The 16,242-nt window shown below is 55.9% G+C and carries 16 protein-coding genes and 3 pseudogenes; 12 read left to right on the forward strand and 7 right to left on the reverse strand.

What is annotated here, in order from left to right:
* Positions 1-654: 654 nt before the first annotated feature.
* Positions 655-1,032, forward strand: a complete 378-nt coding sequence (locus tag AT6N2_RS24005; RefSeq protein ID WP_209091839.1) for a hypothetical protein — start codon at positions 655-657, stop codon at positions 1,030-1,032.
* 146 nt (positions 1,033-1,178) lie between these two features.
* Here the strand turns inward: AT6N2_RS24005 and AT6N2_RS24010 are convergent.
* Together AT6N2_RS24010 and AT6N2_RS24015 are read right to left on the reverse strand one after the other, a co-directional pair.
* Positions 1,179-1,738: pseudogene (locus tag AT6N2_RS24010) on the reverse strand (RES family NAD+ phosphorylase); the annotation flags it as partial.
* Between the two features lie 16 nt (positions 1,739-1,754).
* Entirely contained in the window at positions 1,755-2,105 is a 351-nt protein-coding gene (locus tag AT6N2_RS24015) for an MbcA/ParS/Xre antitoxin family protein (protein WP_209091841.1), read from the reverse strand.
* On the opposite strand from AT6N2_RS24015, the gene AT6N2_RS24020 reads away from it, so the two are divergent.
* The 3 genes and pseudogenes from AT6N2_RS24020 to AT6N2_RS24300 all read left to right on the forward strand — a co-directional run bounded on the left by AT6N2_RS24020 (position 2,104) and on the right by AT6N2_RS24300 (position 4,462).
* Positions 2,104-2,409: a hypothetical protein gene (locus AT6N2_RS24020; protein WP_209091843.1), complete on the forward strand. Its 306-nt coding sequence runs from the start codon at positions 2,104-2,106 to the stop codon at positions 2,407-2,409. The two genes, AT6N2_RS24015 and AT6N2_RS24020, sit on opposite strands and share 2 nt — an antisense overlap.
* A gap of 266 nt (positions 2,410-2,675) precedes the next feature.
* Complete coding sequence (locus tag AT6N2_RS24025) at positions 2,676-4,103, forward strand: MATE family efflux transporter (protein WP_209091845.1); 1,428 nt, start codon at positions 2,676-2,678, stop codon at positions 4,101-4,103.
* A 4-nt stretch (positions 4,104-4,107) separates the two neighbouring features.
* Positions 4,108-4,462, forward strand: a pseudogene (locus AT6N2_RS24300) (glyoxalase superfamily protein).
* Between the two features lie 1,164 nt (positions 4,463-5,626).
* On the opposite strand, the gene AT6N2_RS24030 reads toward AT6N2_RS24300, so the two are convergent.
* Positions 5,627-6,220, reverse strand: coding sequence for a VOC family protein (locus AT6N2_RS24030; RefSeq protein ID WP_233282589.1), 594 nt, complete (start codon positions 6,218-6,220; stop codon positions 5,627-5,629).
* Positions 6,221-6,295: 75 nt separating this feature from the next.
* On the opposite strand from AT6N2_RS24030, the gene AT6N2_RS24035 reads away from it, so the two are divergent.
* The 6 genes and pseudogenes from AT6N2_RS24035 to AT6N2_RS24060 all read left to right on the forward strand — a co-directional run bounded on the left by AT6N2_RS24035 (position 6,296) and on the right by AT6N2_RS24060 (position 10,502).
* A complete protein-coding gene (locus AT6N2_RS24035) occupies positions 6,296-7,861 on the forward strand; it encodes a DUF1963 domain-containing protein (RefSeq protein WP_209091847.1) in 1,566 nt (521 codons plus the stop codon).
* 218 nt (positions 7,862-8,079) lie between these two features.
* Complete coding sequence (locus AT6N2_RS24040; protein ID WP_209091849.1) at positions 8,080-8,607, forward strand: SMI1/KNR4 family protein; 528 nt, start codon at positions 8,080-8,082, stop codon at positions 8,605-8,607.
* Between the two features lie 140 nt (positions 8,608-8,747).
* Positions 8,748-9,410, forward strand: coding sequence for a GAD-like domain-containing protein (locus AT6N2_RS24045; RefSeq protein WP_209091851.1), 663 nt, complete (start codon positions 8,748-8,750; stop codon positions 9,408-9,410).
* A gap of 22 nt (positions 9,411-9,432) precedes the next feature.
* Positions 9,433-9,612: pseudogene (locus AT6N2_RS24050) on the forward strand (transposase domain-containing protein); the annotation flags it as partial.
* Positions 9,613-9,673: 61 nt separating this feature from the next.
* The gene (locus AT6N2_RS24055; protein WP_173615028.1) at positions 9,674-10,108 is read left to right on the forward strand and encodes a hypothetical protein; all 435 of its coding nucleotides are present in this window, start codon (positions 9,674-9,676) and stop codon (positions 10,106-10,108) included.
* Positions 10,109-10,253: 145 nt separating this feature from the next.
* Positions 10,254-10,502, forward strand: coding sequence for a hypothetical protein (locus AT6N2_RS24060; protein WP_233282590.1), 249 nt, complete (start codon positions 10,254-10,256; stop codon positions 10,500-10,502).
* A 56-nt stretch (positions 10,503-10,558) separates the two neighbouring features.
* Here AT6N2_RS24060 and AT6N2_RS24065 read toward each other — a convergent pair whose 3' ends face one another.
* From AT6N2_RS24065 to AT6N2_RS24080, 4 genes are all read right to left on the reverse strand, one after another.
* Positions 10,559-11,218 (reverse strand): DUF6892 domain-containing protein, encoded by a 660-nt coding sequence (locus tag AT6N2_RS24065; RefSeq protein ID WP_209091853.1) that lies wholly within the window; start codon positions 11,216-11,218, stop codon positions 10,559-10,561.
* A gap of 314 nt (positions 11,219-11,532) precedes the next feature.
* Entirely contained in the window at positions 11,533-11,850 is a 318-nt protein-coding gene (locus tag AT6N2_RS24070) for a DUF6665 family protein (protein WP_209091855.1), read from the reverse strand.
* Positions 11,847-12,623, reverse strand: a complete 777-nt coding sequence (locus AT6N2_RS24075) for a MerR family transcriptional regulator (protein WP_209091856.1) — start codon at positions 12,621-12,623, stop codon at positions 11,847-11,849. Before AT6N2_RS24075 ends, AT6N2_RS24070 begins: the two co-directional genes overlap by 4 nt.
* A complete protein-coding gene (locus AT6N2_RS24080; RefSeq protein WP_209091857.1) occupies positions 12,613-14,505 on the reverse strand; it encodes a S9 family peptidase in 1,893 nt (630 codons plus the stop codon). Before AT6N2_RS24080 ends, AT6N2_RS24075 begins: the two co-directional genes overlap by 11 nt.
* 727 nt (positions 14,506-15,232) lie before the next feature.
* Between AT6N2_RS24080 and AT6N2_RS24085 the strand changes: the two genes are divergently transcribed.
* Together AT6N2_RS24085 and AT6N2_RS24090 are read left to right on the forward strand one after the other, a co-directional pair.
* A complete protein-coding gene (locus AT6N2_RS24085) occupies positions 15,233-15,532 on the forward strand; it encodes a helix-turn-helix domain-containing protein (RefSeq protein ID WP_063949842.1) in 300 nt (99 codons plus the stop codon).
* A partial coding sequence (locus AT6N2_RS24090) for a type II toxin-antitoxin system HipA family toxin (RefSeq protein ID WP_209091858.1) occupies positions 15,529-16,242 on the forward strand: 714 nt, incomplete at its 3' end. The genes AT6N2_RS24085 and AT6N2_RS24090, both read left to right, overlap by 4 nt.

Below are 16,242 nucleotides of genomic sequence, written 5' to 3' on the forward strand. Positions count from 1 at the left end.
CATGCTCCGTGTGATAGGGTCATCGGCCGCAGACGGAGACCCAATCCAGCGGGGTTCTGACCTGCGTGCCTTGGACGATTGAGATGCGACGACGGCGGGCCGGTGGGGAAATGACAGCGAGAACTGAACGTTGAAGACCGCGAAATTCTCGCCCAACTCGCTCACTCACCGGCGCGGCATGATGAGCTCGATGCCGAAGGTGAGGAGATACTGCGAACGTAGTGCTCGGCAATCGGGCCATGAGTTCTAGTTTGTCACCGATTGCCCGGCGAGCCGCCGTGCCTTCTATCATATACGAGAATAGGTTTGCCTCGAAATTGAAGGGTTTCGATCTCCTTTGGCTTGGCCTTGAAATCGCGACTGGTGCGCAACGAGCAACGCGGATTGACGCTGGACGATCTGGCCGACCAGTTTGATTTCTTTCGGCTCGGCTGCCCACCACGGAGGTATCCAACGATCACCATTGATGCCAGTGAACTGAAGTAGGTTTGATCCGGCGTCTGCCGAAAAACGTGCCCCGACCTGTTTGCTCGGTTTGTCGAAAGGTGACCGTGCTATTTTGGGGCTGTGGACACATTTGCTTTGCGCGTATTTATCTCAATGGTTGTAAGATACATTGTTCGTGTTGTGCTTTGATTTTGGGGATTGAATTGAATGAAGACGGCTTTGCTTCTTTGTGCCGCCGCGATGGCGTTGGCTGGCTGCCAGACGCCGGCACCACAATCGGTTTTGGACACGCAGCGTCCTCCGTCCAGATCGATTAAACGCGACTATGTGGACGCGCTGCGCGGAACCATCAAACCCGGAGATTTTACGAAAGCTCAGATTTCAAGTGTAGTGCTGCTCGATCCTGAGAGGCATATTTATGCTTTTTGCACTCGGACGGCAGAACGTTCCAACCCGGATTGGTCCTATATCGGAGTAGCCTTAAAACACAACGTGAGCGTGGACTCCTCAAAGAACAATTACCGCTGCCGTGACAAGCGGCTGAGGTATTACGAGTTTCCTGAGTTATTGAATATGGAGTCTTGATAGAGCGGGGCAGCCGGCCCCAAGGCTCGTTTCCGCGCCGCCATTTTCGCTCCTACCATCAAGTACAGTGGCGAGCCGGACTTGATGTCCTCGGTTTCGCAGCATGGGCGTCAGGCTGTGTATATTGACCCATTTCAGTGGGTCATTTACGGCGGATTTTCAATTAAATGACCCATTATAATGGGTGTTTTAGACGCATTCTTGCCGCCTGCGGAGATTTCACATGACAAGCGCTGCTCATCGTCGATCAGGATCAACTGATGTGGGAGAGTGTCTCGCCATGTCCAGAGAACGACGTTTAGGTCGATATCAGTCGCCCCCGGAGCAAAGCTCCTGACGAGTAAACCGCAAAAGCCCTCGTTTTTCAGAGACCGGGCAAGACGTTGTGTTGGGCTTCACCGAACACTTTCATGTCGTCTCGCCAGGTCGGGGTGCTGAGAGTTTGAGCGTCAATACCAAGATCATGAAGCAGGGCGCTGTCGCGAGTATCAAACAGCGGCATGATGTCCGCATCGTAGGATGCGAGAGCTGTGGGCTGTAAGCTGCCCGCCTGATTTGCATCCTTCCATGCCGTGATGACTGTCACTGACGTGTAGAGTGCAGGCATGCCTTTTGGATTGAATCTGCCGCCATAAAGCTCGGCACCTCGTCCGGAGAGCGGCTCACGAGCGAAAACAGGATTAAGCGCCCGGTAGAGCTTGCCCTGCTAGTCCATCAAGCGGTCAGGCATGCACGCCGGCGTCAATGGCGTCGATGTATTCGAGCACTTCGTAAGCGCGCCCGTATCGGACGAGCTGCATTGCTGTGTGGCCAGAGAAGCCTGAGAGAGGTTCTGAACGATACCACGCATATGCCATGAGTGCAGACCCGAAACGGGCGTCGACCTTGTTGATGACTTCGATCATTTCGCGCAGCCGCCGTTGGGTTTTGTCCGACTTGATGCGTTCTTTGCGCTGTACGGCATCTTTGCCCAACCCGGCACTGCGGGCGATATCGCCGCTTGTTGTATGAAGAATGTCGGCGATTTTTCTTGGCGCGAACAGCCCTTTGTCAGCATATTGTGCGAGAGCCATGATCGCTTCCTTTGATAAGCCAAAGATAGTGACGCAATATAGCGTCAAAATAAAAGGCGTTAAAGGTGTGGGTGTGGTGTCCATTACAGCTGCAAGCCGCTATATGTTCTCCTTGCATGCCGTCACCCTTGAGGTTCGTACAATGAGTGACCTGGGGATGCCGCCGCGCCGCAAAGCTGCTCCCGCACCCGCAGTACGAAACGCCGCCATGCGGTCGGAAATGGCAACGAACAGAATTTTCGCCGATGGCTCAATGGTCTCTCTTGCGCCACAAGCGGACTATTCACCGTGGGATGTCGAATGATCGCGCATGACCCGTTGAAGGTCGCCGCCCACCGGGCGGTCAAAAACTAGCAGCCCTTGGGCTGCATGCAGAATTCTCACGCACGCTCCTATTGACAATCTGTGAGATTGCTGGCTTTTCTCGCGAAGGTTCCGAGCACCTGCCGCCTGCAGACGCAAGTCACGGTGAAGCCCGGCATGTGACGTTTTTTCTCACCCTCGAAGCATTTCGTTGGTGGCAATGCAGGCCCCCATCACAGTCGAAATGCCTCTTTGGAGGAGTGAGTGATGTCTTTGCGACAATCGCCCAAAAATCGTTTTCTAACTGCCTCGCCAGGCAAAATTTTTGCCGCAACCGCATTTCCTATGATCGCCATCATGGTGATGAACGGGATGCTGGGTATTATCGACGCCGTCTTTCTGGGGCATTTCGTCGGTGCGGCCGCCATGGCGGCCGTCGGCATGGCGTTTCCAGTTCTGATGCTGACGATCGCGCTTTCGACCCTTGTGAGCGGGGGAATGTCCAGCCTGCTGGCTCGCCAGCTCGGCGCCGACGACCGTAACGCGGCCAACGCGACCTTCGCCAGCGCGCATGGACTTGCGTTGACGACCGCGTCAGCGCTGATCGTGATCTTCTGTGCGGGTGGGTGGGCCTTCGCTCTGCACATTGCCGGAACCGATGGGCCGGTTGCCGAAATGCTGTGGATCTTCCTGGCAATCACCATATTCGGAACCCCGGTACAATTTCTGCTCGGTATCCATGCCGACGCCTGGAGGAACGAAGGACAGGCGGGATTGATGGCGCTCATGTCATTTGGGGTCACACTCATCAACATCCTGCTGAACTACATCCTGGTCGTCGTGCTTGAACTGGGCGTCGCGGGATCGGCTACGGGCACGGTTCTGGCACAGACGCTCGGACTGGTGCTTTTGGCGGGGCTACGCCCGTTCCTTGGCGGCGTGATGCCGCTCAACAGACTGCGGCGGAACCCTTGGACCAGCAGTTGGAGGCGTATCGTTGCGCTGGGCGCACCCGTCAGTCTGGGTTTTATCGGAACGGCGCTTTCAGCCGCCAGTGTGGTTCTCGCTCTTCGTCTTGCAGGCGCCACAGATCACGCCACGACCTTTGCCGCCTACGGGATCGTGACACGCATTTTCGGTTTTGCCTTCCTGCCAATCATGGCGATCGCGATGGCGATGCAGAGCATCGTCGGCAACAATGTTGGAGCGCGGCTTTACTCCCGCTCGGATGCGGTCCTGCGGATCGCTGCTGCAACAACATTGCTCTATTGTCTTGCCGTCGAGGTTTTGTTGCTGGGCCAAGGCACAGTCGTCGGAGCTGCCTTTGTCGCTGATCCGGATGTGATCGGTGAGGTCGGCCGGTTGCTTCGCCCCATGGCTGCGGTCTATCTCTTTTCCGGACCAGTTCTTGTGCTCGGTCTATATTTTCAAGCGATCGGCCAACCGGCCCGCGCGGCTCTTTTGACCATGGTCAAGCCGCTTATCCTATTACCTGTCTTGGTCACGATCGCTGCGGCAATGTTGGGCGCGGACGCAATCTGGTTTGCCTTTCCGCTGGCAGATGGTGTGGCCGCAATCATCGCAACTCTTATCCTTGCCGACGCCCTCAAGGCGAGGGGAAACGCGGGTATCGGGCTCAAGGCCGTGGAAAGCGCACGCAAAATCTCCGCGGAGCGTACTCGCCGCAGACGGTAACGTCGTGGGCCATGCCCAGGCACTGGAGCTCGTCGCCCGACAGAACGGCGCGCGACTGGAACACCTTGTCCGCCAGCCTCGCCAACGCTGACCCTCCGTTCCATCTGCACCAAAGAGTGCAGGGGCGGTATCTTGGGCAATCCTTCAAAGGCGAAATCAGCGCATTATCATCCTCGGGCTCGCACTATTCCGTGACTGTCCGTTTCGATGAACCGGTGGACACAGTCACCTTCAACAGCTTTTCGAACATGGGCCGAATGGTAAGAGGTACGGTGGATATCAATGGAACTTCCGTACGCAAGACATCAGACGGGACGCCGCACCTGACTTTAAGCGCGTTATGGGCCTCGGTGCGTTAAAGGTTCGCGGCGATTTCCGCGGTCGCCAGTGTCCGGAATGGGCCAAGAGTCGTCTACCGCTCAGCGCCAAAAGGGGACATTGTGTCTGCCGTGAAACTTATTATTCTGCGACGTCGCAAATCTAAAAAAAGAAAGTCGCGTAATTGGAATTCATGCGACGATTCAGCAAGCAGTTGTATTCTCGGTGCGAAGGAAAAAGACATATGTGGCTGCGCGTAACGGTTATGAGCGGCATGTGCGCTGCATTCTCGAATATTGGAGCAGCCACATCTATGCCGGACAACATGACGGTAGACCGCCTTCTCGCCATCTGCGAAGCGCCCAGTGTGCAAGTCGCCACGATACAAGGTGATAAACTCGGTTGGCAGCGGCTGACCGATGCAGAAACAGAGGAATGGCGTGCCCAATTCGTCGGCTACAATGGTGGATCAGTAGAGGCTGTAGGATGGCGACGGAAGAGTGCGGATCAATCCGATTTACTGTCGTTTTGGATCGCAACCGGTCCAAACGGGCACAAGGCATGTACATACTCAACGGCGAATCCGGTCCGATTACTGGATGGGTTGTCGGCTAGTCTCGGCGCCCCTGACACTCAGAATAAGGAGGACGCTATGGGAATGATATCAGCTTATTGGAAGCGCGGTGAGGTTGAGTATTCCTTCACTCAGATAGGATCATCCGCTACCATCGCTGTCGGACCAAGCAGATAAGGCCCTTCCACCAGCATTGTCCGTATTGCAGATATTCGCTTGAAAGCAGACAGACCGCAAGCCGCGCCGTCTCGGGCGCGTTGACCCGGGCTATGAACGCTGGGTTGGGCGTGAATAACCTCGGCTAGCGAAACAATCGAAGAGTTGGTCTGGCGAAGCGCCGTGGATCTTTAATGCGGCCGGAATCGCAAATATTATCTGGAGGTTCGTTGTCTTCGGCCCAAGTCTTTTAAATTTTCAAGATGGAACCGGGCCTGTCCGGATCGCTTGCACAAGGTGTTTGAAAATGCGTTTCATAATTCATGGTGTGGGTGCCATCGGCGGCACGATTGCGGTCTCGCTTGCTTCGGCCGGTCAGAAGGTCATCGGATCCAGCCCTGAAAAGCAGAGGGAATTTTCGTCGCGAAACTCGCTCTCAAAAGTCGAAGTTTCGCGACAGACATTTGCGACAGATTTAAGCTGCGAGTGACATGCTCTCGGCCTTACGCTCCACGAGCGCCCAAATGTGGCCGAACGGATCGAAGATCGAGGCCACGCGGCGGCCCATTACGTCAGTCTGGATTTCGTCTCGGATCACAGCGCCGGCTGAAAGGGCGCGCTGCATTACCCCTTCAATGTTTCCAACCTTGAGCTGGAAAATTGTGCTGACCGCCCCTGGTTCTTTCGGAAAGAAAGGGCCACCGTAGGATGGAGACTTTTCGCGATTGGGATTAGAGCCGGCGACCCACACAGGCAGGTTCCCGAACCGCATTTCGACAGCCGCCAGAGCGCCATCGATGTCATTAGTGTTCTCTTCCTGCGCACCAAAGGCGGCGGCATAGAAATTAGCGGCCTCTCTCTCCCGCCCATGTTCAACAAACAAAGAAAGTTCGACGATGAAATCTGCGGACATCTTGGCTCCTCGCTCTATCTGAATCACCTCTCGACCATACCGCAAACTTTGCTGAATCAATGGCATCGGATTATAGGCCGCCAAATTCAGGATCCACAGCCATTTCGCCCAGGGCAGGTGACCGCTTTGGGCCAGAACCTGCCGCGAATAGATCACGCCATTTCTGGTAATTGCGCAAGTTTCTGATCTGGCCGAGTATCGAAGCGACTATGTCCGCGCTGGGAGTCTCATATGAAGCTGGTCGAAACGCCGGAGTTTTCCGTTGAAGCAAATCCGATGTTTGAAAATACCCGTGTCTTGGCAGGGTCAATCGGATTGCGTCGTCATCCGGAGACGGCGTTCTCACCACAGATGAGCGTGTGGTCTGCTAAGCGTGAGAGAAAATCGCCCGAAAAATGGCTCAGCGACCGCCTCAAAGATGATGGCGGCAAAATCATTGGGCGCGAAGCCGTGACCTTCGCAGGCATGCCGGGCGAGATGAGCAAAGTAAAGGATCGTTTGCACGATTGGGAGACGAAGGAGAAACGCAACTGGTATCGGCTGCGCGCGCTTCTGGTGTCGGCCGATGGCTCTACCTGGTATCACGCCACCGCTATGGTCAGTGAGCTGGAGCTCGCCGAGATCGAGAAAGATTTTAAGCGTCTGCTAGAATCCCTCCGCATCAAGCTCGAAGGCAATGCCGCGAATGAGGTAAGAGCTGCGGCGGAAGCTGAGACGGCAGCCGTCGTTGAAAAACTGAAGAACAGCATGGGGAAGGTGTCAGCCATTGCCATCCAGCAAAGCCAGGAAGAACGGCGCCTCGAAAATGCAGCCGCCGCGATGGCCCCCGTGGCACGTATCGAGGAGCGCTTCAACGCGGCGGTGGCTGACGCTGGGTTGCAGGATAAGAGTGACGCTCTGCGACGGATCGTCATGCCGACGGTTGCCATGGTTGAATGCGATACCGCCGACCGCGAAATCACTGGCCTCAGCCGCATCGGCGGAGGCCCTGACCTGCCCATCGACACGGATTGGCCGCGCGACGACAACGGCTTACACCTCAATTATCTTGCCCAGATCAATCTTGCTGACTTGCCTGATCGGCCGGAAGAACTACCGGCATCCGGGTTGATCTCCTTCTTCACGGGAACGGACTACACGGATTGGCGCGTCCTCTATACACCATCGGACGCAACTCTCACGCCCCATACAGTTTCGGAAGACGCGATGGACACGGCAATCTCTGTATCGCAGATGATAGTCTGGGATAGCGATCTCAAGCGGTTTGTACCGAACGGACAGGCTGTCGACGGACTATCGGTCAGCACGGACGAGGCCGGTCGCTTGACATTCAGCCGTGACGGGGTACCCGTCACGGCTTTCGCCTCCGAATACGAGTTCAGCCGCTCGGCGCAGACGCTGCGCTTCGAACGCTCGCTTAGCGCTCCTTTCGGCCAGCGTGGCCCCAACAACAACCCGAGGGCGTATGCTGATATTGGGATCGAAGACCCGTCGGATTTTTCTATCGCGGTCAGCGAGCGTTTTAAAATTGGAGATGGACCGCAGCACCAGATGTTCGGAATAACCGGCGTGCGTGATCTCGCCGCAATCCAGCAGATGGCTGCGAAACATGCAGCACAAAACGGCTGGTCCGATATATCCGCACCAGATGGCTGGTTCATTCTGGTCAAGCTCGCATCCGGAGGCGAAGCGGATTTCAGCTTCAGTGATCACGGAGACTACGTTTTTATGATCAATCAAAATGACGCCGCTCGAGCGGACTTCTCGCGGGTCTACGCCTTTGTCGACTCTGGTTGAGTAAGAGATCACGACATGACGCCATGGCTTCACTTACAATCGCAACATGGAAACGACAGGTCGAACGTCGGTTGCGCGCCAATTGCGCCAATAGCCGTCATGGCGCTGATGCGCCAACACCGGACATTGAATTCGGGTTCACTCAGCACGATCGACGGCAGACCGGGTTCTACGTATGATCCCTCGCATGTTCCTTTTAAACGGGAGACAACCGATCCATGAGCCAAATCGACAACGCCATAGAAGTTTTAAAGGAAAAGTGCGGCTTTCAAATCGTGTCAGGCACAACTTGGAATGACGGGGATTTCAGTCGCTTCAAAGAGCTCACAGGTTTTTCGATCCCGAACCAATTGGCGGATGTGCTGAGACGATATGGTCAATCCGGGACGGAATATAACGACTACTTTCTTGTCGAGGACCGTGACGGTGGTCGGGTCGTGCACGACGTTCAAGTTCTCATATCGACTTTCGATATCATCGTGGAGCGCCATGAAACCTTTATTTCTCAGTCCGTCTGGGAGGACCAATTTACGCTGCCGATGGTTTTTTTTGGTTCTGCCGATTCAGGGCATTCTTATCTTCTTGCCGACGGGATCAATTCTGAAAACAATGCTGTCTACTTCTGGCAGCGCGCCACCGATCCCTTTGAGACGGGTAATAACTCCAAGGGGATCATAAGGTTGGCCGATAGCCTTAGAGATTTTTTTCTTTCCCTGACTGGGCTTGAAAACCTCGAAAAGGATTGATGGACGAAGTAATGACCGCAGTGGGGCAACAGCGGTGATGCGGCAATGGCGACATATAGGAAGCGTGCACTCTTAGGATTCCCAAATCACGGTCGTTCTGATTTATTGCTGCTCTTCGAAGGGAGTGATGGAATCGCCATATGAACGAATATCAGGCCAGACTTGCTTCGATCGTGGAAGACTTCGGTGTTCCCAATGGCGGAGAACCGGTCGACATTGAGCGCTATAGAGGCCAAGTCCCAGACGCTGTGATCGAGTTTTGGGAGCATTACGGCACCGGGATCGTATTGGATGGATATTTTCAGTTTTGCGATCCCGCTCGATTTGCTTCGATCATGAAGGTTGTTTTCGATGGCGATAACGAGATCAGACCCGAACAGACGCATGCCCTCGGCTTTGGCGCGTTTGGAACGATCGTCGCATGGAATGAAGTGTATCAGGACGTCGTCATCAACCTCGTGAACAGCCAGGCGTCGTGCCCTGCTCTTGTGAGCGGCAAGACCTTCGATCCCGATGTGGCCGTCACCAGCCAATTGATGATGATCGACGATCCTACCCTCGATGAATATGATGCAAGGGTAAAAAAGCTGTTCAAACCGGCATGTGCCAAGCTGGGAAAGCTCGACGTTGGGCAGGTCTATGGTTTCCAACCGATTTTGGCGCTTGGCGGCGACAGAGCCCTGGAAAGTCTCGCGATCTACGACGCGTTGCCGCATATGGCGATCCTGGCGCAGGCGCATGAAATGCAGTTGATGGACAATGCCGCTTTTCCGCCTCGGCCGGTGCGCGTGATTGGTTCATGAGCTCGGCCCAATGAACGCATCGGGGGCGACCATCGCCTCGCTCATCGAGACCTGCAAGCTCAATGCCCTTGATCCGCTGGCTTATCTGACCGACACGCTCACCGCCATCGTCAACGGCCACAAGCAGAGCCGTATTGATGAGTTGCTGCCATGGGGCTGCAGGGATCAGTCATACGCTCCGAAGACCTCAGTCGGCACTTAGCCGTCATTGGGTCACAATGTGCAGCTCCTATTGTGCGATGATAGCGGGCGGAGCCGGAGCGATGGCCACATACTTAAAGTCGTATATTTTCGTTTTTTGGGCAATGGCGTGCGTTGCCCAGTCAACGACTAGCGCTTCCGCTCAAATTGCTGCATCCGATGAGCGGCGTATCCAAGTCGCTGTCATGTTGGATGGACTGGCAGAGCCCATCGTCGGTGAAGCCCATTGCCGGGTCGATAAAAGGTGCGAGATCATTTCTGCTTTAGGATCAGGCGTCAAAGTGAATGTTAACTGGCGTCGCCGGGGGACAGTCGAATCGGCAGATTTGACTATTCAGTGCCCAAAGGGGTGCTCGTTCACATCGGGTCTGTCGAAGGTCACTTTCCAGAGCGAACGAAAATTCGATATTTTTCGCGGCGCAGAGAACCTCGTTGAGATAAAGCCGGTGTTAAGGCCCAGGATCAAAATTGGGCAAATTTTTCTGATCGTCGAATAAGCTCACTGATCGCTGCAATTGACGCATTGTTGCCATATGCCTGGCAGCAGAAGTCGTTCGAAACGGCAAAACGTGTCGTGGTCAAGGTGCCCGGCAAACAGCGCTTACCCTTATCACCACCTACAGCGATGAATTCTTCGCCCTTGTGGCAATCTCCATTCGTCACGACGGTGGTGGCACGTTTTCGGTTCAGCTTTCTGGCACCTCTCAGTTCGACACTGCCTTTGATACAGCCTTCAGTGCTCCCCTGACCGTCAAGCTGATCGGATACCGCAACTCTGCGACCCAAGAGGATCTTTTGGGCTGGTTCGACCGCTTTCTCAAAAAAGACGACTTCACTTTCACGCCGCTGCAACGAGTTGAAGACCTCTATCTCGATGGTGTGGTCAAATAACCGCCGTGCCAATCGTCCTTAGGCGTCAATTTTCGAAAGCGCACCCACGATCACAGTTATTGGTATGCGGCGCGGTTCTCATCGTAACTGGACACCCAATGGACCCAGACAGAGACTCCCCTGGCCTTCAACGCTTCCATCACCTGTCGATTGGGATGCCCCGGCGTCGTGACATCTGCGTAAAGCTGGTCGTCGAGGACACGGACGCTTCGTAGACTGGGCATGTCGAGCAGAGCCGGGATGTTCTCTAACGCAATCCCTGCATCGATGGTCTCGATCTTGAATGGCGGCAGGAGGTCACGAAGGTCCACAGTCCCGATCATCGACGTTAGATCAAGACTCTTGATGTTCGGGCAGTGCTTGATCCCGGCAAGGCTGTTGATGTCAAAGATATCGTCCTCTCCATCCCAGAAGAACCAGACATATCGATAGATGGAACTGCCTCCATCCAGAACAAGCTCGTCGATCTCATTCAAAAGGTCGGTCGAGAGAGGGTAGCGATCCAGGTAGGCTCGAACTGCGGGAATGGGCTTGTAGCCTTCGTTCTCAAGATCGACGGGCCGCCCAAGAACATGCTCGGCAAGCTGTTGTGGAGTCCCGAGATCGATCAGTTGTTTGTCAATGAGGCTGGATAGGATCGCAAGCTTTAGATTAGGATCACGGAACGGCGCACCCGAGATATCTCCAGGCGCAGGGTAGCGTGATGCAATAGCCATCCGCGACCATCCGAGAGTTGCGAAAATACCTCCCCCGGCCACGAAATCACGTCGTTTCAGCATAAGTGTGCCATATCTCCATGAAATTGAGCCGTTTTGACGTGCTGACCTGCTTCAATATCAGGTTTACCGAAAGTAGCCTACACTGACCCAGCGCAAGATCGGTGCCCGGAATGGGCCGACGGCCGTCATGGCCCTGAAGCGCCGAAAGCAGACGTACTCACCGGCTTTGAAAATGTAAGACGTCCATCTGTATCCGTAGATGTCCCAGCCCTCACTGCTCCGGACACAGATGGAGTGGATTCTGCTCGTCCTCATCCCATCTTGAGCGGTCCTTCGTGACGCGGGGCAGCACCCAGGCGGGCGAGGACTTTACCGGGTATGCCATATTGCTCGATGACATCCCTACCGTTGGACATCCCGCAGACCTCCCGCTGGATGAACAGCGACCACACGCACTCGGCCGCGTTATCCACGAGCCGCTCGATCTCCGTTTCCGTACCCTGGCCCTCACGTTCGGCCAGCTTCGCGAGTGCTGCTTCCGCAGCTCGACCGGAATGACCGAGGGCACTGGCCTGCTCGGCCATCAGCTCGTACTCGAGGACCGCAAGACCTGTCGGAAACAGAGTCATTCACCGTCTCCTTTCTTTTTGTTCGCCGGAGCATTTCTCAGCGCCATCGTCACAAGCACCATCATCTGACGCTGCTGGGAATTGGAGGCGACGATGGCATGCTCGGAAATGAGCGACCCGGCATCCGGACGGCTGGCTCCCCGTATGACTTTCTCGAAATCCCTGAGCCACGGTCCAAGCCGTTCCACATAGGACTTGGCTAGGCCGGCGATTTGTTCGTCGGTACTACCCGGACCCAGCGTGTCGAACCGCTGGCCAAGTTCACTGGCGACCCCGGAAAGCTCTGTCGTTGCGAGCTGATCATACAGACCGGATATCTCGCTTCGCTCTGCGTCTCCGAAAACATGTCCGAAGAGAACGGCCTGCTCTCGTCCGGCCTTCGTAGCCTTTGCATCCCGGCCGTCTTCGAGGGCGATGAGGGCGGCACTCATCTCCTGTGGCAGGTCCAGCGTTGTCCGCCTCTCACGTAAAGAGGCGATAGTCTGACGCTGGCGCTCCAGCACCGCGATCTGCTCTGCCAGCGTCCGATCGAGGTCGTCCAGTGTCGAGGTCTCGATTTCGCCGTCCCGGTTGAGGACCGCCGGTATGTCTGAGAGACGTATCCCAAGGTTTGCCAACTGTCCGATCCTCAGCAAACGGATCAGGTGCTGGACATCATAGCTCCTGTAGCCGTTCGGCTGCCGCACAGGCTCCTTGAGAATGCCGATCTGGTGATAGTGCCTGAGGGTCCGCACGCTGACCCCCGCGATCCTGGCGATGTCATTACTCCGCATGGTGTGTTCCCAGGTGACGGGCGAGGAATTTCTCGATGGTCTGGTAAAGTTCGATGTTGCTGTCCTGGTTGATAAACCAGTGGCCCTCGCGCTCGTTTAATAGATATTCGACCTCCACCCCGTTTCTCCGAACGGCTTCGACGACCGCATCGGCCTGTGCCCTCGCGACACGGACATCGTTCGCGCCGTGTATGACGAGCAGCGGTTTACGAATGCGGTCGATGCGGCTCATCGGCGAGCGGGCGAGCATGTCCCTGTTCTGCTCGGGGTCCGTCGGGTCGCCCATATAGGCCAGATAGTTGTTGACCAGTGTCGGTCGAACAAACGGCACGGCGTCTTCGACAAGCGAACGCAGGTCGGCCATGCCGGAATAGTCGATCGCAGCCGCGAAACGATCAGGCGTAAAGCTCGCGCCGACAAGCGCCGCGTAACCGCCGTAGGAACATCCGTAGATCGCTACGGGCTTCGGGTCTGCAGCGCCCTCGGCGATCAGCCAGTCCAGCCCGTCGATCAGATCGTCGTGCATGCGCCCCGCGAACTCGCCGATCGCCGCCTGCATGAATGCCTTGCCGTATCCGGTCGAGCCGCGAAAGTTCACTTGCAACACTGCGTATCCGCGACTGGCGAGAAACTGCACTTCCGGGTCGTAGACACATGCGTCACGGTACCAGGGGCCGCCATGGACCAGGACGACTGTCGGTAGCCTCCGCGCCTCGACGCCTACGGGCAACGTCACATGGCAATAAAGTTCTAGGCCGTTACGCGATTGGATGGTTATCGGGCGGACCTCGGCGAACGCGGAGTGATCGATATCGGGGTACCGCTGGCCGAGTAAGCGAGCCGCGCCTGTCGTGTGATCATAAACCCAGGTCGTTCCGGGATGGCGGTCGTCGGTGAAATCGACCACCCAGCGCGTACCACTCGCATCACAGGACAGGTAACCGATGTCGCCGTGTGACAGCAGACTGATCTCGGCCAGGATCGCCGCGAACCCCGGGGTCAATGCATTGATCACCTGCCTCTCGCCGAGATACCGAACCCCAAGCAGTTCTCCCGTTACGGAGTTCATGATGAGGCTCGACGGATATCTCGGGTCAGCCTCGGGGCGCGGCGTATCCAAGCTGTACTGCGGATGGCTGTCGATCTCTGTCTCCACGCCGGATTCCAGGTCGATGCGCGCAAGTCGGGTCCGGTCAGTGCCAGTATTCGATCCAACGATCACACCCTTGCCGTCCGGTGTCGCACGGGCAGGCAAAGGACCTAGAGGGTAATCCCGACCTTTGAACGTAGCGACAGGGGCGAAGCTACCGTCCTCATAGCGCGCCAACTCGTGATCTCCATCCGTGTTGATGACGAAGGCGTGCAGCGTGTTGCCGGGGACGGCGATCCAGTGAACGAACCGACCGGGGCTTTCCGCGATCATTGTCAGTGCCCCGGTGGAGATGTCGATCTCATAGAGGTCAATCAAATCCGGGCTTCTGTAGTTCATCTGGACCAAAGCGACCTTAGGGCGGTCCAATGCAAGCTCCAGGCTAATGACGCGCATCCCGGGATATGGAGTCAGGTCGATGGACTTAGAGCCCCGGCCCGAGGCCTCCGTTCGATGAAGGTGCCAATTCTCGTCGCCGTCGGTGTCCTGGACGAAAAGAATGCTCTTGGAGTCGATCGTCCAACAGAAACCGTCGATGTTGCGCATAGAGTCCGCCGTCAGCCTTACGGTTTCACCGCTTCGCTCCGGTCCAAGGGTGCGGACCCAGATATTCAATCGGTCCTTCCACGGTGCGAGATAGGCGACGTTCTTGCCTTCCGGAGAGATTTGCGCCTTCAGGAATGCGGGCGTGCCAAAGAGGCTTGAGATCGCAAGGGCGCTTGAAGTCGTCATGTCGAGCCTCGTCGTTTGGCGGCGATGCGCCGCATCGGTTAGTTCGACATGGAAACTAAACTATGACGTTACGTCAGGGTCAAGCGTCGCTGATCTGGCGACCGTCGAAATCACAGCGATGGAGATCGAGGCCCCGGATCAACGGAGCAATCTTCATCTGTCTGCGGATCGGCTGTCGACTTGGCAAATCAGCAAAATGAGCCCGGAGAGCGATTGTTGACACTGTCTGCTTTGGGCCGGTCGGAGACATTGCAATGGTTTGGTAAAGGTCTAATCTCAGCGGCTGCTGAGAGCAAGCGTAACGACAAATGAGGCGTCAATGAACCTTGGTGGCCCGCATGCGCCTTTTGGCATGGAAGAGACGGTTGCGTAGATCGTCAGCACGCTTCAGGCGCAGCGTGGCAAGCCAAAGGGCTTCATTATCTCGACCGCGACGGAAGGACTGTTCCATTGTGAGGCTTTCGCAGACGCCAGCATTTTTCTGAAAGACGACGGCAGGTCATTTGCGGCGAATTCATATAACGCACGACGGGCAGCAAGGCGGTTTTAAGGAGAAGTCGGGTTCCTATAACGGCTTACCGATGGTGGAAAACGGCCACGATGATGCAGTCTTGCAATTCGCAACGAGTCTTAAAGCCGAGTTTTCTGAGCACACATATGAGTTGATATTTGAATTAAGTGCTATTATATTGGCATTAATATGTCTAATTTGCGCTTGAATGATAATATGTTAGCATTTAAAATTTCTTCTCCTGTGGAGGTTATCCGAGACCTGGCGGACAGAATGAAGCGGCGACGGATCCAGCAAGGATTGACCCAGCGCGAATTGGCTGCGAGATCGAATGTCTCCTACGGATCGCTGAGGCTATTTGAAGAAACCGGCAAAATTTCCCTCGAAAGTCTGGTAAAAATTGCCTTTGCTCTTGAGGCGGAAGCGGAATTCGAACGGCTGTTTCCAGGCCTGCCGCCACAGAATATCGATGATGTCATTGATCGTCCTCTCAAGCAGCGTGTGCGCCGTAAATGAAGTTCACGTCAATCCAGAAGATGAGCGTTTATCTTGAGCTCGAAGGGAATGAGAAAAAGCTCGGGACGCTTGCCTGGAGCGGCAGGGAACGGAGGGCTTACTTCGAGTACGCGGCGGAGTTTCTGACAGCGCCCCTTTTGATTTCTCCATTCCATATGATGGCGACCAGTGGGTTGATTGCGGCGCCTCGCGATCCGTTCGACGGGCTTCACGGGCTGTTCAACGACAGCCTGCCGGATGGGTGGGGTCGTTTGTTGCTGGACCGCCGTCTTCAGCGGGCGGGTATCGACTATACCCGGCTTACTCCGATCGACCGTTTGTCTGCAGTCGGCAGAACAGGAATGGGCGCGCTCTCGTATGTTCCTGAATTACCAGACAACCAGCAGCCTCAGGCCGTCACTGATCTCGACTGGTTCGCTGATCAGGTCGAGTTGGTGCAGGCTGAAATGGACGTGGCTGACATTGATAGCTTGCAGGGTGCGCAGGGCGGATCCGCGGGCGCACGGCCGAAGATTATGATCTGCTTCAACCAAGCGGAAAACAGATGCGTTCTGGATTATGGCCAACCGTTGGACCCGGGGTTCGAAAGGTGGATGGTCAAGGCGCCGAGTTCCGATGATCCGCGGGAGATCGGTGCGGAAGAAAAAGCCTATTCGCTGATGGCCGTCGCTGCAGGACTGACGATGGCCGACACCCTGCTGCTGGAGACC

This window comes from Agrobacterium tumefaciens, assembly GCF_017726655.1.
In the GTDB taxonomy this organism is placed as follows: Bacteria; Pseudomonadota; Alphaproteobacteria; order Rhizobiales; family Rhizobiaceae; genus Agrobacterium; species Agrobacterium tumefaciens_B.

Excerpts from the sequence above, each read along its gene's own strand:
- AT6N2_RS24005 (WP_209091839.1), top strand. The coding sequence starts at position 655 with ATGAAGACGGCTTTGCTTCTTTGTGCCGCCGCGATGGCGTTGGCTGGC.
- AT6N2_RS24020 (WP_209091843.1), top strand. The coding sequence starts at position 2,104 with ATGATCGCTTCCTTTGATAAGCCAAAGATAGTGACGCAATATAGCGTC.
- AT6N2_RS24015 (WP_209091841.1), bottom strand. The coding sequence starts at position 2,105 with ATGGCTCTCGCACAATATGCTGACAAAGGGCTGTTCGCGCCAAGAAAA.
- AT6N2_RS24025 (WP_209091845.1), top strand. The coding sequence starts at position 2,676 with ATGTCTTTGCGACAATCGCCCAAAAATCGTTTTCTAACTGCCTCGCCA.
- AT6N2_RS24035 (WP_209091847.1), top strand. The coding sequence starts at position 6,296 with ATGAAGCTGGTCGAAACGCCGGAGTTTTCCGTTGAAGCAAATCCGATG.
- AT6N2_RS24040 (WP_209091849.1), top strand. The coding sequence starts at position 8,080 with ATGAGCCAAATCGACAACGCCATAGAAGTTTTAAAGGAAAAGTGCGGC.
- AT6N2_RS24045 (WP_209091851.1), top strand. The coding sequence starts at position 8,748 with ATGAACGAATATCAGGCCAGACTTGCTTCGATCGTGGAAGACTTCGGT.
- AT6N2_RS24055 (WP_173615028.1), top strand. The coding sequence starts at position 9,674 with ATGGCCACATACTTAAAGTCGTATATTTTCGTTTTTTGGGCAATGGCG.
- AT6N2_RS24065 (WP_209091853.1), bottom strand. The coding sequence starts at position 11,218 with ATGGCTATTGCATCACGCTACCCTGCGCCTGGAGATATCTCGGGTGCG.
- AT6N2_RS24070 (WP_209091855.1), bottom strand. The coding sequence starts at position 11,850 with ATGACTCTGTTTCCGACAGGTCTTGCGGTCCTCGAGTACGAGCTGATG.
- AT6N2_RS24075 (WP_209091856.1), bottom strand. The coding sequence starts at position 12,623 with ATGCGGAGTAATGACATCGCCAGGATCGCGGGGGTCAGCGTGCGGACC.
- AT6N2_RS24080 (WP_209091857.1), bottom strand. The coding sequence starts at position 14,505 with ATGACGACTTCAAGCGCCCTTGCGATCTCAAGCCTCTTTGGCACGCCC.
- AT6N2_RS24085 (WP_063949842.1), top strand. The coding sequence starts at position 15,233 with ATGTTAGCATTTAAAATTTCTTCTCCTGTGGAGGTTATCCGAGACCTG.